Origin of the sequence: Pseudomonas sp. PSKL.D1 (assembly GCF_028898945.1) — a bacterium.
GTDB lineage: Bacteria > Pseudomonadota > Gammaproteobacteria > Pseudomonadales > Pseudomonadaceae > Aquipseudomonas.
This window is the reverse complement of the sequence record NZ_CP118607.1, coordinates 426,880-452,801: the sequence shown is the minus strand read 5'-3', so window position 1 is coordinate 452,801 and position 25,922 is coordinate 426,880. Positions and strand designations below refer to the sequence as shown.

The window sequence follows — 25,922 nt, the reverse complement described above, 5'->3', positions numbered from 1 at the left end:
TAGCGAGCAAAGAGACTCGACTTCTTGCCCTGAGTTCAGCCGCCAGCCGGCCAATGGTCGGCTGGGGTTGTCCTGCAGCCTGGGCTGGCCCAGTGCTTAATCCAGCGCCTTCCAGATCTCCGTCGCATACTCCCGAATGGTTCGATCAGATGAGAACCACCCCATCCGCGCCGTGTTCAGCACCGCCATACGCCACCATTCCTGCGGCGTATGCCAAAGGTCTTCGACCCGCCGCTGCGCCTCCCAATAAGCGTCGAAATCGGCACAGACCAGGAACCGGTCATAGGCCACCAACCCATCGATCAAACCGGCATAACGCCCCGGATCATCCGGCGAGAACACGCCACTGCGGATCGCCTGCAGTACATCGCTCAAGCGGTGGGATGCGGCAATCGCCGTATTGGCACCAAAATCGTTGGCCTTGCGCTTCGCCTCGACCTGTTGGGCAGTCAGGCCGAAGATGAACATGTTGTCCGCCCCCACCTGCTCGCACATCTCCACGTTGGCGCCGTCCAGCGTGCCGATGGTCAGCGCGCCGTTTAGGCCAAACTTCATGTTGCTGGTGCCTGAGGCTTCGTAGCCGGCTGTGGATATCTGCTCCGACAGGTCCGCCGCCGGGATGATGCTCTCGGCCAGGCTGACGTTGTAGTTGGGCAGGAACACCACCTTGAGCAGGCCTCGCACGGTCGGGTCGTTGTTGACCACACGAGCAATATCGTTGGCCAGCTTGATGATCAGCTTGGCCTGGTGATAGCTGGCCGCCGCCTTGCCGGCAAAAATCTTCACCCGCGGCACCCAGTCGATACCCGGGTCATTACGGATGGCCTGGTACAGTGCCACGGTGTGCAGCAGGTTGAGCAATTGGCGCTTGTACTCGTGGATACGCTTGACCTGCACATCGAACAGCGCCTCCGGGTTAACCGTAATACCAAGGCGGTCCTGGATGATGCTGGCCAAGGCGCGCTTGCTGTGCAGGCGCTGGGCAGCGAAGGCCTTGCGGAAACCCGCTTTGTCGGCGAACGGCACCAGGTTGGCCAGGCGACCTTCCGGGTCATCCAGCAGTTCCGGGCCCAGCGCCTCTACCAGCATGGCCGTCAGTTGCGGGTTTGACTGATACAGCCAGCGGCGGAAGGTAATACCGTTGGTCTTGTTGTTGATGCGCTGCGGGTAGAGCTTGTGCAGCTCGGAAAAGACAGTGCTTTTCATCAACTTGCTATGTAGCGCCGACACCCCGTTGACGCTGTGCGACCCCAGAAACGCCAGGTTACCCATTCGCACCCGGCGGCCGTTGTCTTCTTCAATCAACGACACAGCACGCAGCACATCGAAGTCGTGCAGGCCTTTGGCCCGTAGCGAATCGATGTGATAAGCGTTGATCAGATAGATGATCTGCATGTGTCGCGGCAGCATGCGCTCCATCAACGCCACCGGCCAGGTTTCCAGCGCTTCGGGCAACAAGGTGTGGTTGGTGTAGGCCAGCGTGCCAACCGTCAGCTCCCAGGCTTTCTCCCATGGCACGCCATGCTGATCAACCAGCAGACGCATCAGCTCGGCCACAGCTATGGACGGGTGGGTGTCGTTGAGCTGAATGGCGGCCGCGTCAGGCAGGTTCAGCAGGTCTTTATGCATGTTCAGGTGGCGACGCAGCAGGTCCTGCAACGAGGCCGACACAAAGAAATACTCCTGCCGCAGGCGTAATTCCTGCCCGGCCTCGGTGCTGTCGGCCGGGTACAAGACCCGGGAAATACTCTCGGCCCTGGCGACCTCGGCCACCGCCCCCAAATGGTCCCCGGCATTGAAGCGCTCAAGGTGAAGCTCTTCCAACGCCCGCGCACGCCACAATCTCAGCGTATTGACGCTCGCACCGCGCCACCCGACCACAGGCGTGTCGTAGGCAACTGCCCGAACCGTTTCGCCCGGCCACCAAACCTGGCGCTGAGTGCCATTGGCATCGTGGACCGTTTCGACACTGCCGCCAAAGCTGATCGGGTAAATCACCTCGGCCCGTTCGAACTCCCACGGGTTACCGAAATCCAGCCAGTTCTCGGTCTGCTCCTGCTGCCAGCCATCGACCACGGCCTGGCGGAACAAGCCATGCTCGTACCGGATGCCATAACCGTGGGCAGCGATACCCAAGGTAGACATGCTCTCCATGAAGCACGCCGCCAGCCGACCCAGGCCGCCATTGCCCAGCGCCGCATCGGGTTCCAGCAGGCGGATACGTTCCAGGTCCACGTTCAGCCCTTCCAGGGCCTCGCGAGCGATCTCCAGATAGCCCAGGTTGCTCAGGCTGTCGTACAGCAATCGGCCGATGAGAAATTCCAGGGAGAGGTAGTACACCCGCTTCTGGCTGCGTCTGTAAGCCTGCCGGGTGTGATCCATCCAGTGGTCGACCATATGATCGCGGGCGGCCAGGGCAATGGCTTCGAACCAGTCGTGGTCGAAGGCATGCTCCGGGTCCTTGCCGACCGCATAGGTCAGTTTGCTCAGTACCGCGGCGCGAAAGTCGGCCACCTCGGCGTCACGTGCTTTGGGTTCCTGGGACATGCGGCATCCTCGGGCAAGTTGACGAAAGCGGAGGGAGAGTGTTGAGACTAGACCCTTCGACAGAGAGTGACAGTCAGCGTTCGCAGTTTTCATGCCCGGTTTGTGAATCCGGCAAAAGGTTGTTCACAAATTGAACAACTCCGGTATGATCGCGCGCCCCAAGACCGTGATTCACCCTACATATAACGATGAAAACGACCCTGATTGCCGCGGCCGAAGTCGACCGCCTGGAAACCTGGCAGCGCTACGCCAGCCACATGTGCGGTGGCTGCCATTCGACCTGCTGCACCTTGCCGGTAGAAGTGAAGATCAAAGACCTGATCCGCATTGGCGTGGTGGACGAGTTCGAAAAGGACGAACCACCAAAAAACATCGCCAAACGCCTGCAGAAAGACGGCACCATCGAGCGCTTCAACCAGAAGTCGGGCATCTTCACCCTGACCCGCATGAGCAACGACGATTGCCTCTATCTGGATCGTAAAAGCCGCTTGTGCACCATTTATGACAAGCGCCCGGACACCTGCCGCAACCATCCAAAGGTGGGGCCGCGGCCGGGGTATTGTGCGTATAAGCCGAAGGCGGCCACCCGCTGATTCACCGTTTTGCACGGCAGGGGCGCAAAGCCCGATGCCTGTGCTTGCGACTGTGGAGGCGGGTTTTCCCGCTCACACAGGGGCCTATGCCTTACTTGTCACCCTACAATTTCTTCAGACGCTTCCTACAAGAGTGAGCTGGCGCTACTTACTCCAGCGAAATATCCTACAAACCATGTCGACTCGCGTCTGATTGTTACTGGAAACCTGGCTCTCTAGGATTCCCGGGTCGCTGACGGTTCAGCGATCGGGTGTGGAAACCCGGCAATTCATGAGAAACGCGACTGTCGTCATGGCGGTTGTACGCGGAAGGCCGCAAGGCCTACCGGGGTTCTCATGCCTGGTTTTCCACTCCGTGTACAACTGCCACCCTTCCGTGTGGAAATGGATGGGTGGGGTGAAGACATGAGAACCAGCCATGAAAAAAATCGTCCCCGATCCTCCCCACCATTTCGATCTTCCAGACGGGAAGACTCTCACCCACGCCATCTGCGAGAACCTGGTCCCGCTGGACCATGTTGTTGTCAACATCGCTCATTACCTGATGATCGCCTACAACCATTGCCACCGTGCCCTCGACGGCATCGCGGATGACCGCACGCGGGAGACCCTGGTGAATGGCTTGCGGGCCATGCAGTTGGCCTGGGGGCAGGCGGACGCTTTGTCGTTCGCCCTGGAGCGTACTGGCAGCACGCATTGATGCTCGCCGCTTCGCGGGCAAACCCGCTCCCACAGGGATCGCGCAATACCCTAGGCCTGTGCAGTACCCGTGAACAGCGGCAAAGCCGGTGCATCCACAGCCGAATTCAGGGAAATGAATCGATGACCGAAGACAATCCGACCACCCCCGGTAAAGCCTGCTTCTACCAATGCGAAAACCACAAACAACCGCTGTTCCAGATCGCCCCCGGCATCCCCTGTCAGCACGCCCGCGAACAAGCCAGCGAACTGATGGGCTGTGTACGCGATCTGACGCTGACTGCCGTGATGGAAAACGACCCGCAACTGATCTGGGCCTCGCACTACCTCAGCGCACTGGCCAAGGCCCTGCTGGACGATGCGGAGCTGGGCATGAGGCGTTGAGCATCCATCCCACAAACAAAAACGCCCCCGGCCTTTCGACCGGGGGCGTTTTCATTCAGCCTGAGCTAACTCAGTTCTTGGCTTTCTTGGCAGCGCGGGTACGCTCGCCTTCGTCCAGGATCTTCTTGCGCAGGCGGATCGACTTAGGCGTCACTTCGCACAGCTCGTCGTCCTGGATGAACTCCAGAGCCTGTTCCAGGGTGTGGCGAACTGGTGGTACCAGGGCGATGACTTCGTCTTTGCCCGAAGCACGCATGTTGTCGAGCTTCTTGCCTTTGGTCGGGTTCACGCCCAGGTCGTTGTCACGGCTGTTCAGGCCGATGATCTGACCGTTGTAGATCTCCTGGCCGTGCTCAACGAACAGCTTGCCGCGCGCCTGCAGGGTTTCCAGAGAGTAGGTCAGTGCCTTGCCGGTTTCTACCGAAACCAGTACGCCGTTGAGGCGGCCGGACATCTGGCCCGACTTCATGGTGTCGTAGCGATCGAAGATCGAGGTCAGGATGCCTGCACCGTTGGTCAGGGTCAGGAACTGGTTACGGAAACCGATCAGACCACGGGCTGGAATGTTGTATTCCAGACGAACACGGCCCTTACCATCCGGAACCATGTTGGTCAGGTCGCCTTTACGCAGACCCATTTCTTCCATCACCTTGCCCTGGGATTCTTCAGGGATGTCGATGGTGACGTTTTCGAACGGCTCCTGCTTGACGCCGTCGACTTCGCGAATGATCACTTCAGGACGGCCTACAGCCATCTCGAAGCCTTCACGACGCATGGTTTCGATCAGAACCGACAGGTGCAGTTCACCACGGCCCGAGACCTTGAACTTGTCAGGGGAATCGGTTTCCTGAACGCGCAGGGCAACGTTGTACAGCAGCTCTTTGTCCAGACGGTCCTTGATGTTACGGCTGGTGACGAACTTGCCTTCTTTACCGCAGAACGGCGAATCGTTGACCTGGAAGGTCATGGAAACGGTCGGCTCGTCAACGGTCAGCGGCTTCATCGCTTCTACCGCATCCGGGGCGCACAGGGTGTCGGAGATGAACAGCTCGTCGAAACCGCTGATGCAGACGATGTCGCCAGCTTGGGCTTCTTCAACGTCTACACGGTGCAGGCCGTGGTGGCCCATCAGCTTCAGGATACGGCCGTTACGCTTCTTGCCGTTGGTGTCGATGGCGACAACCGGGGTGTTCGGCTTGACGCGACCACGGGCGATACGGCCAACACCGATAACGCCGAGGAAGCTGTTGTAGTCCAGAGCGGAGATCTGCATCTGGAACGAGCCGTCACGGTCAACATCCGGAGCTGGTACGTTGTCGACGATCGACTGGTACAGCGCGGTCATGTCTTCGCCCATTTCGGTGTGGTCCAGGCCGGCAATGCCGTTCAGGGCCGAGGCGTAGACGACTTTGAAGTCCAGCTGCTCGTCGGTAGCACCGAGGTTGTCGAACAGGTCGAAGATCTGGTCCAGAACCCAGTCAGGACGCGCGCCCGGGCGGTCAACCTTGTTGATCACGACGATTGGCTTCAGGCCGGCTTCGAAAGCCTTTTTGGTCACGAAGCGGGTTTGCGGCATCGGGCCGTCCTGGGCGTCGACCAGCAGCAGCACCGAGTCAACCATCGACATTACACGCTCAACCTCGCCACCGAAGTCGGCGTGGCCGGGGGTGTCGACGATGTTGATGTGGTAGCCGTTCCAGTTGATGGCGGTGTTTTTCGCCAGAATGGTAATGCCGCGCTCTTTTTCCTGGTCGTTGGAGTCCATGACGCGCTCGTCGTTGAGCTCGTTACGCTCCAGGGTGCCGGACTGGCGCAGGAGTTTGTCGACCAGGGTGGTTTTACCATGGTCAACGTGGGCGATGATGGCGATGTTACGCAGATTTTCGATCACAACTGTATCTCGATCAGAGGATTCGGTTGCCGCCCAGTCTAGGCGGCCAATATGAAGTTAAAAGGCTCAGCGGGCCCGGCTGTCGGGAGGGCGATGGCGGATGCTGCCGCCATACAGCCCTGGCGTTTTATGCCGGACGATAAACACGCACATTGGCATGTCCCTCACTGAGCAGATGGTGTGCGTGCAAGCGGCTCATCACACCTTTGTCGCAATACAGCAGGTACTGGCGGTTGCCATCCAGCTGCTTGAACTTGCTGTTGATCGCGTAGAACGGCATGGCCTGGACTTCAACGCCCTCGATCACCAGCGGTTCGTCTTCCTGTGCATCGGGGTGGCGGATGTCGATGACGATCTGGCCCGGCAGGGCCTCGGCCACTTCCTCGATCTCGATGTCTTTGCCCAGCTCATCGATCACATTATCGATGGAGATGAACTTCGCGCGCTCAAGGGCACGCTCCAGCACCGCCATGTCGAACTGCTTCTCTTCGTGCTCCATGCGGTGGCGCTTGGCATGGGTGGTCGGGTTTACCGAAATCACGCCGCAATACTCTGGCATGTGTTTGGCGAACTCGGCAGTGCCGATCTGATAGGCGGTGTCGATGATGTCCTGCTTGTGGCTGGCCAGCAGCGGGCGCAACACCAGCTTGTCGGTGGCGGAATCGATGATCGACAGGTTCGGCAGGGTCTGGCTGGACACCTGCGAAATCGCCTCACCGGTAACCAACGCTTCGATTTGCAGGCGCTCGGCCATGTGGGCCGCGCCACGCAGCATCATGCGCTTGAGGGTCACGCCCATGTAGCTGTTGTCGACCTTGTTGAGGATTTCGCCGACCACTTCCTCGAACGGTACGCTGATGAACAGCACGCGCTGGCTGCTGCCGTACTTTTTCCACAGGTAGTGGGCCACTTCCATCACGCCCAGTTCGTGGGCACGGCCGCCGAGGTTGAAGAAGCAGAAGTGGGTCATCAGGCCACGGCGCATCATCTGGTAAGCGGCCACGGTAGAGTCGAAACCGCCGGACATCAGCACCAGAGTCTGCTCCAGTGCGCCCAGTGGGTAACCGCCGATACCATTGTGCTGGTTGTGGATAACGTACAGGCGCTGATCGCGGATTTCGATACGCACCAGCACTTCCGGCGCCTTCAGGTCGATGCCCACGGCGCCGCACTGCTGGCGCAACTGGCTGCCGACGTAGCGGTCGACGTCCATCGAGGTGAAGTCGTGGTGGCCGCCGCGCTTGCAGCGCACGGCAAAGCGCTTGCCGGCCAGCAGGTGGCCGAAGTGGTGTTTGCACTTGGCGACGATGTCGTCGAAGTCGCCCAGCGGATATTCCTCTACCTGCAGAAAGTGGGTGATGCCCGGGGTGCAGGTGAGCCGCTCGATCATCTCGCGCTGGACCTTTTCGTCCTCGACGCGGGTGACCACTTCGAGATTGTCCCAGACACCATCGACCACGAGCTCGGGATCCAGGTCCTTGAGCACGACGCGGATGTTCTTGCCGAGCTGACGGATGAAGCGCTTGCGCACCGGCCGGCTCTTGATGGTGATCTCTGGGAAGACTTTGACGATAAGTTTCATTGGTTTAACAGCGCGCGCAGGGCCTGCCGAAAATGAGGGGCGCGAATTATAGCGGAAATTGCTCAGGATTTGACCAACTTTTGATCAGAAGCTTTCAGATAGGTGTGGAGTGTGATTTTTGAGGTGCCTGCGCCGGCCCTTCGCGGATAAATCCGCTCCTACAGGAGGGCGCCACACCTGTAGGAGCGGATTTATCCGCGAGAGGCCCTCAAAGAAAGCACGAAAATCCGCTAGCGCACCCATTTGGTGCCACGCATTGAAATCCTGCATCTTATAGGTGCATTTTTCCCTGCCCACCCCCGAGCAAATGCCCGCAAACGCCCCCTTTTATCCCGCTATCGCCATTTTTGGGCACTGGCATGCAATTTGCTCTCTTGTGAGGCAGGTAAGCTTGGCCGAGTATGCGCGCCCAGCGACACCCTTTTTCCAGGGCAGCGGCTAAGCGCCCTAGACCATCCGGAGGACAACATGTCGAAGTCGGTTCAACTCATCAAAGATCATGACGTCAAGTGGATTGATCTGCGTTTCACGGACACCAAAGGCAAGCAGCACCACGTCACCATGCCCGCTCGCGATGCGCTGGATGATGACTTCTTCGAAGCTGGCAAAATGTTCGACGGTTCGTCGATCGAAGGCTGGAAAGGCATCGAAGCTTCCGACATGATCCTGCTGCCGGACGACTCCTCCGCCGTCCTGGACCCGTTCACCGAAGAGCCGACCCTGATCCTGGTCTGCGACGTGATCGAGCCGTCCACCATGCAAGGCTACGACCGCGACCCACGCGCCATCGCCAAGCGTGCCGAAGAATTCCTGAAGTCGACCGGTATCGGTGACACCGTGCTGGTAGGCCCGGAGCCTGAGTTCTTCATCTTCGACCAGGTGAAGTTCAAGTCGGACATCTCCGGCTCCATGTTCAAAATCTACTCCGAGCAAGGCTCCTGGATGACCGACCAGGACGTCGACGGCGGCAACAAGGGCCACCGCCCTGCCGTCAAAGGCGGCTACTTCCCGGTTCCGCCGTGCGACCACGACCACGAAATCCGTACTGCCATGTGCAACGCCATGGAAGAAATGGGCCTGGTTGTCGAAGTTCACCACCACGAAGTTGCCACCGCCGGCCAGAACGAAATCGGCGTGCGCTTCAACACCCTGGTGACCAAGGCTGACGAAGTTCAGACCCTGAAGTACTGCGTGCACAACGTTGCCGACGCTTACGGCAAAACCGCTACCTTCATGCCGAAGCCACTGTACGGCGACAACGGCTCGGGCATGCACGTTCACATGTCGATCTCCAAAGACGGCAAGAACACCTTCTCGGGCGAAGGCTATGCCGGCCTGTCCGACACCGCCCTGTACTTCATCGGCGGTATCATCAAGCACGGTAAGGCCCTGAACGGCTTCACCAACCCGGCTACCAACTCGTACAAGCGTCTGGTCCCAGGCTTCGAAGCCCCGGTAATGCTGGCCTACTCGGCCCGTAACCGTTCGGCCTCGATCCGTATTCCTTACGTTTCCAGCCCTAAAGCCCGCCGCATCGAAGCGCGCTTCCCGGACCCGGCTGCCAACCCGTACCTGTGCTTCGCCGCACTGCTGATGGCTGGCCTGGACGGTATCCAGAACAAGATTCACCCAGGCGACGCCGCCGACAAGAACCTGTACGACCTGCCGCCTGAAGAGGCCAAGGAAATCCCACAGGTTTGCGGTAGCCTGAAAGAAGCCCTGGAAGAGCTGGACAAAGGCCGTGCGTTCCTGACCAAGGGCGGCGTGTTCTCCGACGACTTCATCGATGCCTACATCGAGCTGAAGTCGGAAGAAGAAATCAAAGTCCGCACCTTCGTTCACCCGCTGGAATACGACCTGTACTACAGCGTTTGATGTAGTTGGCGCCTTGCGCCGATGAAATCATTGAAAACGGCCTTCATATGAAGGCCGTTTTTTATTTAACGTACAGCGCTATCAGGCGCGTCCTACAAACGAATGCTGTCAGGCTGGCCACACTCAGGTTTCCACAAAAAGGAGATCTCCATGCGCCCTGCCCTCACTCTTTGCTGCCTTGCAGTCGGCCTGCTAGGCTGCAGTGCAACATCGCCCTCACAACCCGAACTCCAACCCTTGCTCGCCACCATCGAGCAACGTCTGGACCTGGCCATATCAGTCGCCGCACACAAATGGGACAACAAGCTGCCGATCGAAGCGCCAGAGCGCGAACGGCAAGTCCTTGCCGACGTGCGAAAGGATGCTGCCGACTACAACCTCACCGCTGACCGCGCCGCTGCTTTTTTCAGCGATCAGATTGAGGCCAACAAGCTCGTTCAGTACACCCTGGTAGACCGCTGGAACACGCTTGGCAACAGACCACCAACGGCATCCCACGACCTGGTGCACGAAATTCGCCCACGCCTGGACAAGCTCAAAGCAACTTTGATGTCGCAACTTGGCCGCTTTGACAGCACCGCAAAAGCCGACTGCAAGCTGAACCTGACCAGCGCACTGCAACGGCGCACCAATGACCCCCTGCGCCACATGGCGCTAGTGCGAGCCACGGCACAGCTGTGCAGGGACCGCTAGGTACTACAATGCTCTATATTGGTGCAGCAAAGGCTTGAGCGCCCCATGCCGCACCCCAAAACAGGTCACATGGAGCAGTAAATCAGCATTTTCTGATTCGATTAGGCGCAGTTTCAGGTCTTTGTCACGAAATACCGCTTCTTTTCGGAGCCTTGGTTTGTTTCTTGCATTTTCCTGGCATCAGCGGATCCATAGCGCACCCACCCCAGGCACGGCCAGGGAATGCCAGCGCCAAAAGAGGTCAACGACGCCTTATGACCATCAGCGATGCACAGCACCGTCTGCTTCTGGACAACCTGACCACGGCCACGCTTCTGCTCAACTCGGAGCTGCGCCTGGAGTACATGAACCCGGCAGCAGAGATGCTGCTGGCGGTCAGTGGTCAACGCAGCCATGGGCAGTTCATCAGCGAACTGTTTACCGAGTCGACCGAGGCGCTCAACTCCCTGAGGCAGGCCGTGGAGCATGCGCACCCGTTCACCAAACGCGAAGCGCAGCTCACTTCGCTGACCGGGCAGACCATCACTGTCGATTATGCCGTGACGCCGATCCTGCATCAGGGCAGTACCCTGCTGCTATTGGAGGTTCACCCACGCGACCGCCTGCTGCGCATCACCAAGGAAGAGGCCCAGCTAAGCAAGCAGGAAACCACCAAAATGCTGGTGCGCGGCCTGGCCCACGAAATAAAGAACCCGCTCGGTGGCATCCGCGGCGCAGCGCAGCTGCTGTCGCGCGAGCTGCCCGAAGAAGGCCTGCGCGACTATACCAACGTGATCATCGAAGAGGCCGACCGCCTGCGTAACCTGGTCGACCGGATGCTCGGCTCCAACAAATTGCCTTCGCTGTCCATGACCAACATCCACGAAGTGCTGGAGCGCGTCTGCAGCCTGGTCGATGCGGAAAGCCAAGGGTGCATCACGTTGGTGCGCGATTACGACCCGAGCTTGCCCGATGTCCTGATAGATCGCGAGCAGATGATCCAGGCAGTGCTCAACATCGTGCGTAACGCCATGCAGGCAATCAGCTCGCAGAATGAACTGCGCCTCGGGCGCATCTCCATGCGCAGCCGTGCAGTACGCCAATTCACCATTGGCCATGTCCGCCACCGGCTGGTCGCCCGTGTCGACATCATCGACAACGGCCCGGGCATCCCGACGGAACTGCAGGACACCCTCTTCTATCCCATGGTCAGTGGACGCCCGGACGGTACCGGGTTGGGCCTGGCCATTACCCAGAACATCATCAGCCAGCACCAGGGCCTGATCGAGTGTGAAAGCCACGCGGGTCATACCGCCTTCTCGATCTTCCTGCCACTGGAACAAGGAGCCACTGCCTCATGAGCCGAAGTGAAACCGTATGGATCGTCGACGATGATCGTTCCATTCGCTGGGTACTGGAAAAAGCCCTGCAACAAGAAGGCATGACCACCCAGAGCTTCGACAGCGCCGATGGCGTGATGGGCCGCCTGGCCCGGCAGCAGCCGGATGTGATCATTTCCGATATCCGCATGCCCGGCGCCAGCGGCCTGGACTTGCTCGCCCAGATCCGCGAACAGCACCCGCGCTTGCCGGTCATCATCATGACCGCGCACTCCGACCTGGACAGCGCCGTGGCGTCCTACCAGGGCGGCGCATTTGAATACCTGCCCAAGCCATTTGACGTGGACGAGGCTGTATCGCTGGTCAAACGTGCCAATCAGCATGCTCAGGAACAACAAGGCCTGGATGTGCCTCAAGCGCTGACCCGCACACCGGAAATCATCGGTGAAGCCCCTGCGATGCAGGAAGTGTTTCGCGCCATCGGCCGCCTTAGCCACTCCAACATCACGGTGTTGATCAACGGCGAATCCGGTACCGGCAAGGAATTGGTGGCACATGCCCTGCATCGCCACAGCCCACGTGCTGCATCGCCGTTCATCGCCCTGAACATGGCGGCCATCCCTAAAGACTTGATGGAATCGGAGCTGTTCGGCCACGAGAAAGGCGCTTTCACAGGCGCGGCCAACCTGCGACGCGGTCGCTTCGAACAGGCAGACGGCGGCACGCTGTTCCTTGACGAAATCGGCGACATGCCTGCCGACACACAAACCCGCCTGCTGCGAGTACTGGCTGACGGTGAGTTCTATCGCGTTGGCGGCCACGTGCCCGTTAAAGTCGATGTACGTATCATCGCTGCGACCCACCAGAACCTCGAATCACTGGTGCAGGCCGGCAAGTTCCGTGAAGACTTGTTCCACCGCCTGAACGTGATCCGCATCCATATTCCACGCCTGGCAGACCGCCGCGAAGACATCCCGGCCCTGGCCCGCCACTTCCTGGGCCGCGCCGCTCAGGAGCTGGCAGTCGAACCCAAGCTGCTCAAGCCGGAAACCGAAGAGTTCATCCGCAACCTGCCTTGGCCAGGCAACGTACGCCAGTTGGAAAACACCTGCCGCTGGATCACCGTCATGGCCTCCAGCCGTGAAGTGCTGATTGGCGACTTGCCGCCTGAGCTTTTGAACCTGCCGCAAGATGCCGCGCCGGTGACAAACTGGGAGCAGGCATTGCGTCAGTGGGCCGACCAGGCCTTGGCACGTGGGCAGTCCAATCTGCTCGACAGCGCCGTCCCGAGCTTTGAGCGCATCATGATCGAGACGGCGCTCAAGCACACCGCCGGGCGCCGCCGTGATGCAGCCGTCCTGCTGGGCTGGGGGCGCAACACCCTCACCCGCAAGATCAAGGAACTGGGCATGAACGTGGCGGGCGGGGATGACGACGAGGGTGAAGACCACTGATCCCGCGAGTTTGAACGATTACTGGGGCCGCTTTGCGGCCCCAACTGTTTCTGCGCTCCATGCACCGAACCTGTGCCTGATGCACCGCTCGAAGGCATAAATCCCCTCAAAACCCGGCCAAATCGCCCTGAAACCCTTTGTTTCCGGGGTTTTCAAAATTGGCACGCCCCCTGCAATAGGTAACGTAACTCCAGTTTCGGGGGCCTCGGTACAGGCAGGCCGGGATACCCCCTCTTTAACACGTTGTAATCCCGCTTTCGGGGGACCCTGGTACAGGCAGGCCGGGACATCCCCTCTTTTATTCGCAACACCACCGCCTTTGGGGACCTCGGTACAGGCAGGCCGGGAATTCCCCTCTTTTATTCGTGCAGCCTTACCTGCACCCGCCAGCGCCCCGCGTCCTCTGCACCGGCCCACTCGCCACGCAGGGGGCGCGCGGCAATCACCGTCAGCAGCAAACCCTCCTCACTCTTCTGCAAACGCCAGCCCACGGGCTTGCCCTGAAGGCTCAATTGCCCACGCTGGGTCTTGCCCGTTGCCTCGAACAGCAGGGCTACGGTGCCTTCGACATTCTCCCCGTGCAGCTTGGGTTCTTCGTTGAACCAAAGATCCAGCCCGTCCTGCACAACCTCCACTTGCTCCAGCACACGTTCTTCCGGTGCGGTGAGGCGGCCGATCATCAGCCCTACCATCAGGCCGACGATCGCCAAAGAAAGCATCACCTTTGGGAAGCCTTTCGAACGCAGGCCGGGTTCAGAGGTAGAATGCCCGTCATCTTCATGCTTGGAGCCGTGCATGTTTCACGTCATCCTCTTTCAACCAGAAATTCCGCCGAATACCGGCAACATTATTCGCCTCTGCGCCAACAGCGGTTGCGACCTGCACCTGATCGAACCCATCAGCTTCGAACTGGACGACAAGCGCCTGCGCCGCGCGGGGCTGGACTACCACGAGTATGCCACGCTCAAGCGCCACGAGAGTTTGGCCGCATGCCTGGAGAGCCTGGGCAACCCACGGTTGTTCGCGTTCACCACCAAAGGCTCGCATCCGTTTCATGAGGTGGCTTACCAACCGGGTGATGCCTTCCTGTTCGGGCCGGAGAGCCGCGGGCTGCCGGCAGAGGTGCTGGACAGCCTGCCAGCCGAGCAGCGCCTGCGGCTGCCGATGCGCCCGGGTTGTCGCAGCCTGAACCTGTCCAACACCGTGGCGGTCACGGTGTACGAGGCGTGGCGCCAGCAGGGATTTGCCGGCAGTTAAGGCGCCGGTATAGAAAGCAGGGCAAAAAAAAAGCGACCTCGAAGGTTAATGCTGCTCACTTAAGAATGCCGGGGCTGCTGCGCAGCCCTTTCGCGACACAAGGCCGCTCCCACACGGACCGCGCAAGCCCTGCATTTTCAGGATTGTCGCGGACTATGTGGGAGCGGCCTTGTGTCGCGAAAGGGCCGCAAAGCGGCCCCGGCATTCTCAAGTGAACAGCGTCAACCTCGAAGGTCGCCTTTTCACTACCGGGCAGCAATCACTGTACGGTGGCTTCACCCGCTTCCTGCATACGCTGCATTTCTTGCGCGTACAGGGCGTCGAAGTTGACCGGCGACAGCATCAGTGCCGGGAACGAACCACGGGTCACCAGGCTGTCCAGGGTCTCGCGGGCGTACGGGAACAGGATGTTCGGGCAGAACGCACCGAGGGTGTGGCTCATCGAAGCCGCATCCAGGTTCTTGATCAGGAAGATACCTGCCTGCTGAACTTCAGCGATGAAAGCCACTTCGTCACCGTTTTTGACGGTAACCGACAGGGTCAGCACAACCTCGTGGAAGTCGCCTTCCAGGGCTTTTTGCTTGGTGTTCAGGTCCAGCCCAACACTCGGCTCCCACTGCTGGCGGAAGATCTGCGGGCTTTTCGGGGCCTCGAACGACAGGTCGCGCACGTAGATGCGCTGCATGGAGAACTGAGGGCTGTTGTCTTCTGCGGCGGCGCCGTTGGTCTGTTGATCAGTCATGGCAGATCCTTATCCTAATGTTTTTGAATGCAGTGCAATTCAGGCGGCCAGCAGCGCGTCGAGCTTGCCGGCGCGCTCCAGGGCATAGAGGTCATCGCATCCACCGACATGGGTGCTGCCGATCCAGATCTGCGGCACCGACGTACGGCCAGCCTTCTGGCTCATCTCGGCACGAACCTGCGGCTTGCCGTCGACCTTGATTTCTTCGAAGGCCACACCCTTGCTCTCAAGCAGGTATTTGGCGCGCATGCAGTAGGGGCAGTAGTCGCTGGAATAGACGATGACAGGCTTCATATCACTTCACCAGGGGCAGGTTATCGGCTTTCCAGCTGGAAACGCCACCGCTCAGTTTGGCGGCGTTGTAACCAGCTTTAAGCAGCTCGCGGCAGATGGTGCCGGACTGCTGGCCCATGGCGTCGACGACGATCAGGGTCTTCTCTTTGTGCTTTTCCAGCTCGGTCATGCGATTGACCAGCTTGTCCTGCGGAATGTTCACGGCACCGACGATGTGGCCGGAGGTGTACTCCTTCGACGGGCGGATGTCGACGACCAGCGCTTTTTCGGCGTTTACCAGCGCGGTCAGCTGGCCGTTGCTCAGGCTCTGGCCACCGCGGCGGATTTCGTTGACCAGCAGTGCGACCAGCAAAACAACGAAGATCGCCACCAGGATGTAGTGGTTTGTCGCAAATTGAATCAGGTTAGCAACCATCTGGGGTGTTCCACGCGATTGAAAATGCCGGCCAGTATACACACCCCCCAATGCCCGCCAAAGCCCGGCGGGCCGGCAGTAAATACAGCTTCATGTTGCAGCATTGCCTGCGCCGGTCGGCCGATGGGACGATTATTCGCCGTTGATGGCGTATTTGCCCTAAAATGCGTGTCTTTATCATCTTTGAACAACCGTGAGTTTGATTGATGACGAGTACGCCCAAACCCCTGGTCCTGATCATTCTGGATGGCTTCGGTCACAGCGAAAGCCCCGAATACAATGCCATTTATGCCGCCAACACCCCTGTGTATGACCGCCTGCGCGCCACCCAGCCGCATGGTTTGATTTCCGGGTCTGGTATGGATGTCGGCCTGCCGGACGGGCAGATGGGCAACTCGGAAGTCGGCCACATGAACCTCGGCGCCGGCCGTGTCGTGTACCAGGACTTCACCCGCGTCACCAAGGCCATCCGTGACGGCGAGTTCTTCGCAAACCCGGTACTGACCGGCGCGGTGGACAAGGCAGCCGGCGCAGGCAAGGCCGTGCACATCCTCGGCCTGTTGTCCGATGGGGGCGTACACAGCCACCAGGACCACCTGGTAGCCATGGCCGAACTGGCCGCCCAGCGTGGGGCCGAAAAAATCTACCTGCACGCCTTCCTCGACGGCCGCGACACCCCACCGCGCAGCGCGCAGTCTTCCATCGAGCTGCTCGATGCCACCTTCGCCAAACTCGGCAAAGGCCGCATCGCCAGCCTGATCGGCCGCTACTTCGCCATGGATCGCGACAACCGCTGGGACCGCGTCAGCGCCGCTTATAACCTGATCGTCGACAGCGTGGCCGATTACACCGCCGACAGCGCCATTGCAGGGCTGCAAGCTGCCTACGCCCGCGACGAGAGCGACGAGTTCGTCAAAGCCACGCGCGTTGGCGAAGCCGTGAAGGTGGAAGATGGCGACGCCGTTATCTTCATGAACTTCCGTGCCGACCGCGCCCGCGAACTGTCCCGCGTGTTCGTCGAGCCCGACTTCAACGAATTCCCGCGTGCACGCTTGCCTAAACTGGCAGCCTACATCGGCCTGACTCAGTATTCGGCAAAAATCCCTGCCCCTGCTGCCTTCGCACCGGCCAGCCTGGACAACGTGCTGGGCGAATACCTGGCCAAGAACGGCAAAACTCAGTTGCGCATTGCCGAAACCGAGAAGTACGCCCATGTCACCTTCTTCTTCTCGGGCGGGCGTGAAGAGCCGTTCGAAGGCGAAGAGCGCATCCTCATCCCATCGCCTAAAGTCGCCACATACGACCTGCAGCCGGAGATGAACGCCCCCGAGGTCACCGACCGCATCGTCGAGGCCATCGAGCAGCAGCGCTATGACGTGATCGTGGTCAACTACGCCAACGGCGACATGGTCGGCCACACCGGCGTGTTTGAAGCTGCGGTGAAGGCCGTCGAAGCCTTGGACACCTGCGTTGGCCGCATCGTCGAAGCGCTGGAAAAAGTCGATGGCGAAGCGCTGATCACCGCTGACCACGGCAACGTCGAGCAGATGGAAGACGAATGCACCGGCCAGGCGCACACCGCCCACACTACCGAGCCGGTACCGTTCATCTATGTTGGCAAACGTAAGGTCAGCGTTCGCGAAGGCGGCGTGCTGGCGGACGTGGCGCCAACCATGCTGAAGTTGCTGGGGCTGGAGAAGCCTGCCGAAATGACCGGGACTTCGATTCTGGTTGATGCCTGATAGAAAAGCTGGGGCTGCTGCGCAGCCCCTTGCACATGAAATCCAGACAAACGCCCAACCACATCAGCCGCCGGGCGTTTTTTTTGCCGCCCCACGCGGGCATACTAGCCCAGTCTCCATCCTTGGTACGCCAAACCCCATGCTTCGCGCCCTGATCCTCATAGCCTTGTCTTGCCTGCTCAGCCCGGCTTTCGCCGACGAGCGCGCACAGACCCAGCAGCAACTGGACGCCACCCGCCAGGACATTGCCGAGCTCAAGAAGATGCTGGGCAAGCTCCAGGAAGAAAAGGCCGGTGCGCAAAAAGACCTCAAGGCCACCGAGACCGACATCGGTAACCTCGAAAAACAGGTGGAGGGTCTGCAGCAAGAACTAAAAAAGACCGAGGGCGAGCTGGAGCGCCTTGATACCGAGAAAAAAAAACTCCAGACCGCCCGCGTTGAACAACAGCGACTGATCGCCATTCAGGCCCGTTCGGCCTACCAGAACAACGGCCGCGAGGAATACCTCAAGCTGCTGCTCAACCAGCAGAACCCCGAGAAGTTTGCCCGCACCCTCACTTACTACGATTACTTGAGCAAGGCCCGCACTGAGCAGCTGCGTGCCTTCAACGAGACCCTGCGTCAACTGGCCAACGTCGAGCAGGACATCTCCCGCCAGCAGGAACAATTGCTGGCTCAGCGCGCGGACCTCGACACTCGTCGCCAGGAACTGGAAACCGAACGCGGTAAACGCCAGCAGGTGCTGGCCAAGCTCAACAGCGATGTGAAAGACCGGGACAGCAAGCTGCAAGCACGCGAACAGGACCAGGCTGACTTGGCCAAAGTCCTCAAAACCATTGAAGAAACGCTTGCCCGCCAGGCTCGGGAAGCCGAGGAAGCGCGCAAAAAAGCGCTGCTGGCTCAACAGGAAGCTGAAAAGCGCCGCCAACAGGAAGCCTTGGCCGCACGCGAAGACTCAGAACCACCGAAAAAGGCCCGCACCACCCTGGGCCCTATCGTCTCCAGCGACGGCGCGAACTACGGCGGCGCATTTTCTGCAGCCCGGGGAAAACTTCCCTGGCCGGTCAATGGTCGATTGCTTGCACGCTTTGGTGATGCGCGTGGCACCGATGCCCGCGCCAAGTGGGACGGTGTGATGATCAGCGCCAACCCCGGCACTCAAGTGCGCGCCGTGCACGGCGGGCGCGTGGTGTTCGCCGACTGGTTGCGCGGCGCCGGCCTTCTGGTCATTCTCGACCATGGCAATGGTTACCTGAGCCTGTATGGCCACAACCAGAGCCTGCTCAAGAGCGCCGGCGACATCGTCAAGGCGGGCGAGGCGATTTCCACCGTCGGCGACAGTGGTGGCCAGGACAGTGCAGGTTTGTACTTTGCCATCCGCCAGCAGGGCCGGCCTACCGACCCTTCGCAGTGGTGCAGAGGCTAAGGTTTCGGCCTGGCTGACTTATTTGCGAGGCAGCGCCCTGGCGCTGGCTCGATGCTCCCTCACCGGAGCGACAACAGGATCAGGAGTTTCTTCGACATGCAGCACTCGCCTCGTCTCACCCAGCTGGCCCTGACCATCGCCTTGGCGATCGGCGCGCCCCTGGCCCTCGCTGCCGAGCCGGCCAAGCCAGTCGCCGCACCGGCCACTGAAGTGACGGCCAAGGCTCCGCTGCCTCTGGAAGAACTGCGCACCTTTGCCGAGGTCATGGATCGCATCAAGGCGGCTTACGTCGAGCCGGTAGATGACAAGACTCTGCTGGAAAATGCCATCAAAGGCATGCTCAGCAACCTCGACCCGCACTCCGCCTACCTCGGCCCTGAGGACTTCCAGGAGCTGCAAGAGAGCACCAGCGGTGAATTTGGCGGCCTGGGCATCGAAGTTGGGCAGGAAGACGGCTTTATCAAAGTCGTATCGCCCATCGATGACACTCCGGCCTCGCGTGCCGGCGTGCAGGCGGGCGACCTGATCGTCAAGATCAATGGCGCCCCGACCCGTGGGCAGACCATGACCGAAGCTGTAGACAAGATGCGCGGCAAAGTTGGCGAAAAGATCACCCTGACCCTGGTGCGTGACGGCGGCAACCCCTTCGATGTAACGCTCACCCGCGCGGTAATTCAGGTCAAAAGCGTGAAAAGCCAGTTGCTTGAAAAAGACTACGGCTACATCCGCATTACCCAGTTCCAGGTCAAGACCGGCGACGAAGTGGGCAAAGCCTTGGCCAAGATGCGCAAAGACAACGGCAAGAAGCTGCAAGGCATCGTGCTTGACCTGCGCAACAACCCGGGCGGCGTGCTGCAGTCGGCGGTGGAAGTGGCCGACCATTTCCTGACCAAAGGCCTTATCGTCTATACCAAAGGCCGCATCGCCAACTCCGAACTGCGCTTCTCTGCCGACCCCGCCGATGCCAGCGAAGGCGTGCCACTGGTTGTACTGATCAACGGCGGCAGCGCCTCGGCCTCGGAGATTGTCGCCGGCGCCCTGCAGGACCAGAAACGCGCCGTACTGATGGGCACCGACAGCTTCGGCAAAGGCTCGGTGCAAACCGTGCTGCCGCTGGCCAACGACCGCGCCCTGAAGCTCACCACGGCGCTGTACTTCACCCCGAACGGCCGCTCGATCCAGGCCCAGGGCATTGTCCCGGACATCGAAGTGCGCCCGGCCAAGCTCACCGCCGAAGTCGACACAGAAAACTTCAAGGAAGCCGACCTGCAAGGCCACCTGGGCAACGGCAACGGTGGTGCCGACCGCCCCACCGGCAGCAGCAAGCGCAAGGAACGCCCACAGGACGATGACTTCCAGCTGAGCCAGGCTCTGAGCCTGCTCAAGGGCCTGAACATCACCAAGGGCCACTGATACCTGCCATGAGGTTTTTGCTGTTTTCGCTGTTCTGCCTGCTGGCTGGCACCGCCCATGCGGCGCCAGCCAAGGCCTACATGACCATCATCATCGACGACCTGGGGCAAAGCATCGAACGGGACAACCGCACGCTGGCCCTGCCCGGGCCGGTCACCATGGCGATCATGCCTGACACCCCACATGCAACCGATTTTGCCCGCCAGGCCCACAGAGCAGGCAAGACGGTAATCCTGCACATGCCCATGGACCCGGCTACCGGCCCTTATGCGTGGCACCCCGGCACCCCGCAGCCCGAACTGGCGAACCGCCTGCAGGCAGCCCTTGCCAAGGTTCCCTTTGCCGCTGGCATCAACAATCACATGGGCAGCCGCATGACCGCCCAGCGTGAGGCAATGGCGTGGCTGATGGGCGAATTACAGCAACGTCATCTGTTTTTCGTCGACAGCCGCACCAGTGCCGCCACGGTTGCTGCCGCCGAAGCTCAGCGTATCGGTTTGGCGCATGTTTCACGGGATGTATTTCTTGACGACACGCGGACAATCGAAGCGATCACCGGGCAGCTGGAACAGGGCATGGCACTAGCACGCCGGCAAGGTTCGGCAGTATTGATTGGCCATCCTTACCCGCAGACGCTGCAAGTACTTGAACGTGCGCTACCCCAGCTAAAACAACGGGGTATCGAGCTGATCGGTATCAAGCAGATGATTGCCGAGCGCAGCAACCTGGCCATGCCTGCACACGGCAAACATGGCCAGTACAGCAATCGCTGAATCACATCAGACGAACTCGATAACGCCTTCCAGGTCGGCAAGGCGCAGTTCGCCACGGTAGATCTCCAGCAAATCGCGACCACTGGTCGCGGCGCGCAACTGAGCGATTCGACCCAGTTTTCGCTGCGACCATAGTTTCAGATGGCCACGGTTGAATTCACGCGCGGGCGTCGTTGCAGATGGATAGTGGAAGTGCGCCTCCCAGAGCCCCTCCCCAACTGCGCTCCCCTGGCGCGGCAGACGCCGCACCTCGTACACATCAAGAAAATCACCCTGACCCAGCGCTTTGCGCGGCCCGACACGCTCGATACTGATCAATCCCTCTTCACGCAAGAAGCGCAAGCTGTTGGCACTCGGCCTGCTGGTCGAAAAGTACAGTGTGGTCAGGAAGTCGCGACGAATGGATTGAAGACGCTCGATCGAGCTTGTCAGACCATCGAAAACCTCATCATCGGACAAGGTTCGAGGTATTCCAGCCAATGCTTCCTTGAGTTTTTCGATATGCCCGTCGAGGACGGTAGCCAAGTTCAAAGGCTCGTTCGCTTTCAGGTAGGCCCTTCCCAGCATGATGACCGAATCGACTTGATTGATCAGGCCCTGAGCCTGCTTCCGGGCGATTGGCGGCGCAAGCGGCGAGAGCGGGCCGGGGTCGTCACTGCCTTTCTCCTCAACCCAGTCCTTGCCCTCTTGCCGGAAAGTCTTGAGCACATTCTTGGTTCGGAAGTCTCGCTGCTGGACCACTGCAACGCCGTCTACCTCCACCTCCTCTGCCAACACGCTACGCCCCCGGCTGGTACGCACAAGGTGACGTCGCCCGCCTCTGGGCGCGTAGACGGGTTGCCTGGTTGGGCGTATTTCCTGTAGCTCACTCTCCCTTACCAACTGCGCCATTTCCTTTTCTGCAGCGCTTTTCAGCTCAACCAGCACTTTTTGATAACCCTTGAGCTGCTCACCCTGGATGACCATGCCGCCTACACTGCCAAGGTATTGCGCCATGGCCGAGGCTTCTTCATAAACCTCGATCACGCCCTTCAACACGTCAATACGCTCCAAATCAGCCAGCGTACTCTCCGCCAGATCTGCATGCGTGTTGCCGGCACTTCTCAGGCTAATACCGGACAAGTACTCGAAATACTCCTCCAGTACCCGCTCTTCGACATCAGCGAGCCGATCCAGGCTGAGCTCTGCCCGGTCCTGAAGCAAACGGAACTGCAGGTCGACAGCGGTCAAACGCCGCCTTTCGATTTGCTGCTTCAGCTCCCGGTCCTTGTTGATGCGCGCCTTGGTTTGCTCGTTGAAGAAGTAAATCGACTCATCCTTGAGTGTTTCTTCCAGCAACCGGTCGAGCAGGCTGGACGTTTCCACCATGTCTGCCTCCCACTTCACCACACTCTCCAGCGACTTGCGAAATGCCTTGTAGTGATCAATCTCGGCTTCGCTTTCAGGATGCACGGTAATGCGATCGGCCAGTGCATCTATCCCTTCGTTGTTGATGAAGCTCGCCAGCTCATCGTAAAAGGTCGCGACACTGTCTATCAGCGCCTGCCGCACCATGCTGCGCTGGTCATCAACACTGAGTTCCAGTGAATGATCGCCATGTTTTATGGCCTTCAACTGGGTCAGGATGTTGTCGTGTTCAACATCGTTATCAATGATGTCCTTCAGTTCGTAGGCCAACTTGATGTTGATTTGCTTGCGCAGGCGCCGTGTCAGTTCGAGCTCGTTCAGGGTCAGCTCATCAGGGTCCTGGACCTCTTCCAGAAACTTGATGCGTTGGTCTTTCGCGATCAGCAAATCACGGTGTTGATTCAGCGGTACCGCCAACGCATTGTGGCGCTGGGCATGTGCAACTTCCTCGGTACGCAAGCGTTCGAACTGGCGCTGATTTTCTTCCTTGAGCAATGTGCGGCGGTTCTTGGGGCCACCCCCGCTCAGCAGCAGCCCACTGTCGATGCGCCACTGCCCATACTTGAGGCTCAGCAATGGCCCAACCTCGCCTGATGGGGCCAGGATGTTCACCTGTTGTGCGGCGGTCGTGACCTCATAGACATCACCGGCAATGCTTACGTAAAAGCGCTCCCCCACTTGATAAAGGCCTTGTCGTGGGCCGTTTTCGATCGGGCTCAAGTCATTGAGCGAAATTGGGGAACGCATCCGTAGCAACGCCTTGCGTCGCTCAGGCGCAAGCACATTGAAGCCCTGCCGCCCCCGCCACGTGAAATCCAGCTGAACAGCTGCACGCTCAGCCAGCCCTCCCGCAAGCCAGACTTCGCCCTGCGCCGGCGCAGCATCCGGCGTGGTCATGAACGGGTCAGCCGGTGCGAGCAGGCCAGACAACGGAGTATGAGCTGACGCCAGTGCCTCTCCCTCGGTGGCATGCGACGGCAGACGCAGGTGCAGCAAAGCCATCGATGCATTCATCACAAGGTCCACAACCGCTGCCGAGCGCTCGAAGCCAGACCCGGTTCGCAATGCCGCAACATCGCCCCTCAGCCCGGCCAAGGCCTGCGTCAGCCAGGCGACAGTTGCAACGGGGCCACGTAAAAGCAGGGTAACGACGTCGAACAGTAGCCAGCCTCCGGTTGCCAGCGCTTGCCATCGGCTTTCGGCATTGGATACCGAATCGCGGTCCGCCAACTCGACCAGCAGTTTACGATTGGCTGTGTAGAGATAGGTGTCGACATCCGCCTTCCAGAACTGCGCACTGAAACTGGCAGGCTCCACAGGCTCTGGCAAGATGGATGTGTCCACGATCGGCTTGCCCAGGTGCGGTTCAACGAAGCCGCCGTTGTCGTACACCGTGCGTGCCGAATCAGGTAGCCACGCCAGGATGCTGTCCTGCAATGGGCCTGGGTTGCGAATGGCGGCCATCATTTGGGCAAGGTCGTCAAACTCGCTCAATGCCGCAGTGCCGTAGAGAGGCCGGTAAAGCAGGACGGTCGATGGCTCGGTGCACTTGAGCACATACATGCCAGCCACCAGATCAGGTTCGTTTGCAGTGGGTTCACGCTTGAATGCCAATGGCATCAGTACACTGGCGGGTAGCCCGGCATCCAGTAACCCCCGACAGTAATCGCTGACCGCCTGCAGGCCACCCTCACTCAACCCACCGCCCAGCCGAGCAGCAAGCGCACTGAACAGCAGCGAACAACGCCACTCGCGGGCAAACCTGGCAACACGGTCCTGGCGCGTAGCCGGGTCATCAAGTTGCTGGGCCACATAAACCGGGTAGTGAGCACCGATATCAACGCTGGTCACCAGTGTTTTCAGATAATCCAGGGTCAGCCAGTCCATCAGCAACTGGCCCTGCGAGTGCGTGACACCTGTCAGGGTCGCCCCTTGTAGCGAGGCGAGGTTACCGATGGCAAACGCTGTCAGGCTCATGGTGGACGTCTCCACTAATCCCCCACCGGGCCCGACGCCCGAACCACCCGGCGTACCCCTCGCCACCGTAAGCGTGAGCTGCAAGTCGTCGGAGAAGTAATTGGCATCGACTGGATGGTCCGCCAGCATCTGCTCACGCAGACGCTGGCGGGTGTAACTGTTCAAATCAAGGATGTCGTCGAGAGCCCCCGTGCCATCGGACAAGGCCTGGGCGAGCGCCAGGTCAAACAGTCCGTTCTGGTAGGCAAAACTGTTAGCGGCATCGGTGGTGCGCAACCCCGGCGGCAACTTGATACGGCCATCCTGGCTGGCGCGGTAATCCTTGATGAACCATTGCGCGGGGTTGCTGGTGCGCTCATAGGCCAGCTCCAACGCCTGTACATCCTCGAACTCGATGTAACGCAGGCGCTGTACCGTGCTGAGCATGCACTCCAGCAGTAACGCGCACTGCTGAGTGAAGCAATCACCCTCCAACTCATAACGATGCCAGCTCATCGAGTCGAAACGATACTGTTCAGCCATTACTTCGCACAGCGACTGCGCAAAATCGTCGAAGGACGCGTATGCCTGGACGACGCTGGACGGGGCGCACCAGAGGACAGTTTCACCTTCATCGCGCTCGCCGCGCAGCAAAAGATGGGGCAGCAGCAACGTGAAGGACTGCCCCTTGTTTACCAGCTGAATTTCCACGACAAAAACCGAAGGCTGCTGCCTGCCCCCCTGGAGCAAGCCAAGCACACAGTCCCGCTGCAGCGTATCCAACCCCTGAAGCGGCAAATTTTGAAGTAACTCGCCGCGAAGCATCTGGCTTAGCCAACGCTCTCGGGACACCTCCATGCTGCCATTGGCCGCCCAGTAATCGGCATGCGCCTGGCAAAAGTGCTCCGGCAGTGCCGATATCAAGTCTTCCAGTTCATCCATCGCATGCGTGATGGCGATGGAAGAATTCACCAACGCCTCACCTTCGCTGTTCTTGAAGCTGTAGGGCGCACTGACTGTTATCTGGAACATCCCGCCGGCGGCTCCCAGCGATGCCAGAGAGCACCCTTTCTGAGCAACTTCCATGACGCAATCGAGCAATGACCGAGGCGTCCAACTGTCGTAGGGAACAGAAAGCGCCCCTTTATCGTTTGGCACAAGCAGCAGCACGTACTCTGCCGACGGCAGCGCGGCGCTTGCAACAATCGGCACCCGTTCACCCAGAAGCTTGAGCAATTGCTGGCTGGCAACCTGGCGAAATGCTGGGCGCGTAGTAAATTCGGTGCTTACGGCCGAATGAAGGTCAGGCAAGGCAGGCAGATCGAGAGACATGCGACGGTTCCTTGAGTTTGAAAACCTGCAAGGATCGCCATGCATCTGGTAGGTGGGCAGTAACTAAATCTGGAGCAAGAAAAAGCCCTATCGTTACCGATAGGGCTCTGACAACAACCGCGCATCAA

General features: G+C 59.7%; 20 protein-coding genes. 12 read left to right on the top strand and 8 right to left on the bottom strand.

Features of this window, described 5'->3' with window-relative positions; genetic code table 11:
- Positions 1-96: 96 nt before the first annotated feature.
- Positions 97-2,547 carry a glycogen/starch/alpha-glucan phosphorylase gene (locus PVV54_RS01890; protein WP_274908339.1) on the bottom strand — a complete coding sequence of 817 codons (2,451 nt, stop codon included), beginning with the start codon at positions 2,545-2,547 and terminating at the stop codon, positions 97-99.
- Between the two features lie 188 nt (positions 2,548-2,735).
- Between PVV54_RS01890 and PVV54_RS01885 the strand changes: the two genes are divergently transcribed.
- From PVV54_RS01885 to PVV54_RS01875, 3 genes are all read left to right on the top strand, one after another.
- On the top strand, positions 2,736-3,140 hold the full coding sequence (locus PVV54_RS01885; protein WP_274908338.1) for a YkgJ family cysteine cluster protein: 405 nt from the start codon (positions 2,736-2,738) through the stop codon (positions 3,138-3,140).
- 418 nt (positions 3,141-3,558) lie between these two features.
- Complete coding sequence (locus PVV54_RS01880; RefSeq protein ID WP_274908337.1) at positions 3,559-3,840, top strand: hypothetical protein; 282 nt, start codon at positions 3,559-3,561, stop codon at positions 3,838-3,840.
- Positions 3,841-3,962: 122 nt separating this feature from the next.
- Positions 3,963-4,223, top strand: a complete 261-nt coding sequence (locus PVV54_RS01875) for a DUF3077 domain-containing protein (protein ID WP_274908336.1) — start codon at positions 3,963-3,965, stop codon at positions 4,221-4,223.
- A gap of 70 nt (positions 4,224-4,293) precedes the next feature.
- Here the strand turns inward: PVV54_RS01875 and typA are convergent, their stop codons facing one another.
- Together typA and thiI are read right to left on the bottom strand one after the other, a co-directional pair.
- Positions 4,294-6,114, bottom strand: coding sequence for a translational GTPase TypA (typA, locus tag PVV54_RS01870; protein WP_201203572.1), 1,821 nt, complete (start codon positions 6,112-6,114; stop codon positions 4,294-4,296).
- 127 nt (positions 6,115-6,241) lie between these two features.
- Entirely contained in the window at positions 6,242-7,696 is a 1,455-nt protein-coding gene (gene thiI, locus PVV54_RS01865) for a tRNA uracil 4-sulfurtransferase ThiI (protein WP_274908335.1), read from the bottom strand.
- 468 nt (positions 7,697-8,164) lie between these two features.
- Here thiI and glnA point away from each other — a divergent pair, with 468 nt between their 5' ends.
- The 4 genes from glnA to ntrC all read left to right on the top strand — a co-directional run bounded on the left by glnA (position 8,165) and on the right by ntrC (position 13,037).
- Positions 8,165-9,571, top strand: coding sequence for a glutamate--ammonia ligase (gene glnA, locus PVV54_RS01860; protein WP_274908334.1), 1,407 nt, complete (start codon positions 8,165-8,167; stop codon positions 9,569-9,571).
- 150 nt (positions 9,572-9,721) lie between these two features.
- Complete coding sequence (locus PVV54_RS01855; protein WP_274908333.1) at positions 9,722-10,264, top strand: chorismate mutase; 543 nt, start codon at positions 9,722-9,724, stop codon at positions 10,262-10,264.
- A 254-nt stretch (positions 10,265-10,518) separates the two neighbouring features.
- Positions 10,519-11,604 carry a nitrogen regulation protein NR(II) gene (gene glnL / locus PVV54_RS01850; RefSeq protein WP_274908332.1) on the top strand — a complete coding sequence of 362 codons (1,086 nt, stop codon included), beginning with the start codon at positions 10,519-10,521 and terminating at the stop codon, positions 11,602-11,604.
- Complete coding sequence (gene ntrC, locus PVV54_RS01845; RefSeq protein ID WP_274908331.1) at positions 11,601-13,037, top strand: nitrogen regulation protein NR(I); 1,437 nt, start codon at positions 11,601-11,603, stop codon at positions 13,035-13,037. The genes glnL and ntrC overlap by 4 nt, the downstream gene beginning before the upstream one ends.
- A 359-nt stretch (positions 13,038-13,396) precedes the next feature.
- On the opposite strand, the gene PVV54_RS01840 is transcribed toward ntrC, so the two are convergent.
- Positions 13,397-13,834 carry a hypothetical protein gene (locus tag PVV54_RS01840; protein WP_274908330.1) on the bottom strand — a complete coding sequence of 146 codons (438 nt, stop codon included), beginning with the start codon at positions 13,832-13,834 and terminating at the stop codon, positions 13,397-13,399.
- On the opposite strand from PVV54_RS01840, the gene trmL reads away from it, so the two are divergent.
- The gene (gene trmL / locus PVV54_RS01835; protein ID WP_236237947.1) at positions 13,833-14,294 is read left to right on the top strand and encodes a tRNA (uridine(34)/cytosine(34)/5-carboxymethylaminomethyluridine(34)-2'-O)-methyltransferase TrmL; all 462 of its coding nucleotides are present in this window, start codon (positions 13,833-13,835) and stop codon (positions 14,292-14,294) included. The genes PVV54_RS01840 and trmL overlap by 2 nt on opposite strands.
- 259 nt (positions 14,295-14,553) lie before the next feature.
- Here trmL and secB read toward each other — a convergent pair whose 3' ends face one another.
- Genes secB through PVV54_RS01820 form a run of 3 tightly spaced genes read right to left on the bottom strand, consistent with a single transcriptional unit; the run spans position 14,554 to position 15,745 of the window.
- On the bottom strand, positions 14,554-15,036 hold the full coding sequence (gene secB, locus PVV54_RS01830) for a protein-export chaperone SecB (RefSeq protein ID WP_274908329.1): 483 nt from the start codon (positions 15,034-15,036) through the stop codon (positions 14,554-14,556).
- A gap of 39 nt (positions 15,037-15,075) precedes the next feature.
- Positions 15,076-15,330, bottom strand: coding sequence for a glutaredoxin 3 (gene grxC, locus PVV54_RS01825; RefSeq protein WP_003249204.1), 255 nt, complete (start codon positions 15,328-15,330; stop codon positions 15,076-15,078).
- A gap of 1 nt (position 15,331) precedes the next feature.
- Positions 15,332-15,745: a rhodanese-like domain-containing protein gene (locus PVV54_RS01820; protein ID WP_274908328.1), complete on the bottom strand. Its 414-nt coding sequence runs from the start codon at positions 15,743-15,745 to the stop codon at positions 15,332-15,334.
- Positions 15,746-15,951: 206 nt separating this feature from the next.
- Between PVV54_RS01820 and gpmI the strand changes: the two genes are divergently transcribed.
- The 4 genes from gpmI (at position 15,952) to PVV54_RS01800 (ending at position 21,099) form a co-directional block, all read left to right on the top strand.
- A complete protein-coding gene (gene gpmI / locus PVV54_RS01815) occupies positions 15,952-17,487 on the top strand; it encodes a 2,3-bisphosphoglycerate-independent phosphoglycerate mutase (RefSeq protein WP_274908327.1) in 1,536 nt (511 codons plus the stop codon).
- Positions 17,488-17,626: 139 nt separating this feature from the next.
- On the top strand, positions 17,627-18,913 hold the full coding sequence (locus PVV54_RS01810) for a murein hydrolase activator EnvC family protein (RefSeq protein ID WP_274908326.1): 1,287 nt from the start codon (positions 17,627-17,629) through the stop codon (positions 18,911-18,913).
- A 96-nt stretch (positions 18,914-19,009) separates the two neighbouring features.
- A complete protein-coding gene (locus PVV54_RS01805; protein ID WP_274908325.1) occupies positions 19,010-20,326 on the top strand; it encodes a S41 family peptidase in 1,317 nt (438 codons plus the stop codon).
- 8 nt (positions 20,327-20,334) lie between these two features.
- Positions 20,335-21,099, top strand: coding sequence for a divergent polysaccharide deacetylase family protein (locus PVV54_RS01800; protein WP_274908324.1), 765 nt, complete (start codon positions 20,335-20,337; stop codon positions 21,097-21,099).
- A gap of 6 nt (positions 21,100-21,105) precedes the next feature.
- Here the strand turns inward: PVV54_RS01800 and PVV54_RS01795 are convergent, their stop codons facing one another.
- Positions 21,106-25,794, bottom strand: coding sequence for a dermonecrotic toxin domain-containing protein (locus tag PVV54_RS01795; protein ID WP_274908323.1), 4,689 nt, complete (start codon positions 25,792-25,794; stop codon positions 21,106-21,108).
- Positions 25,795-25,922: the final 128 nt, after the last annotated feature.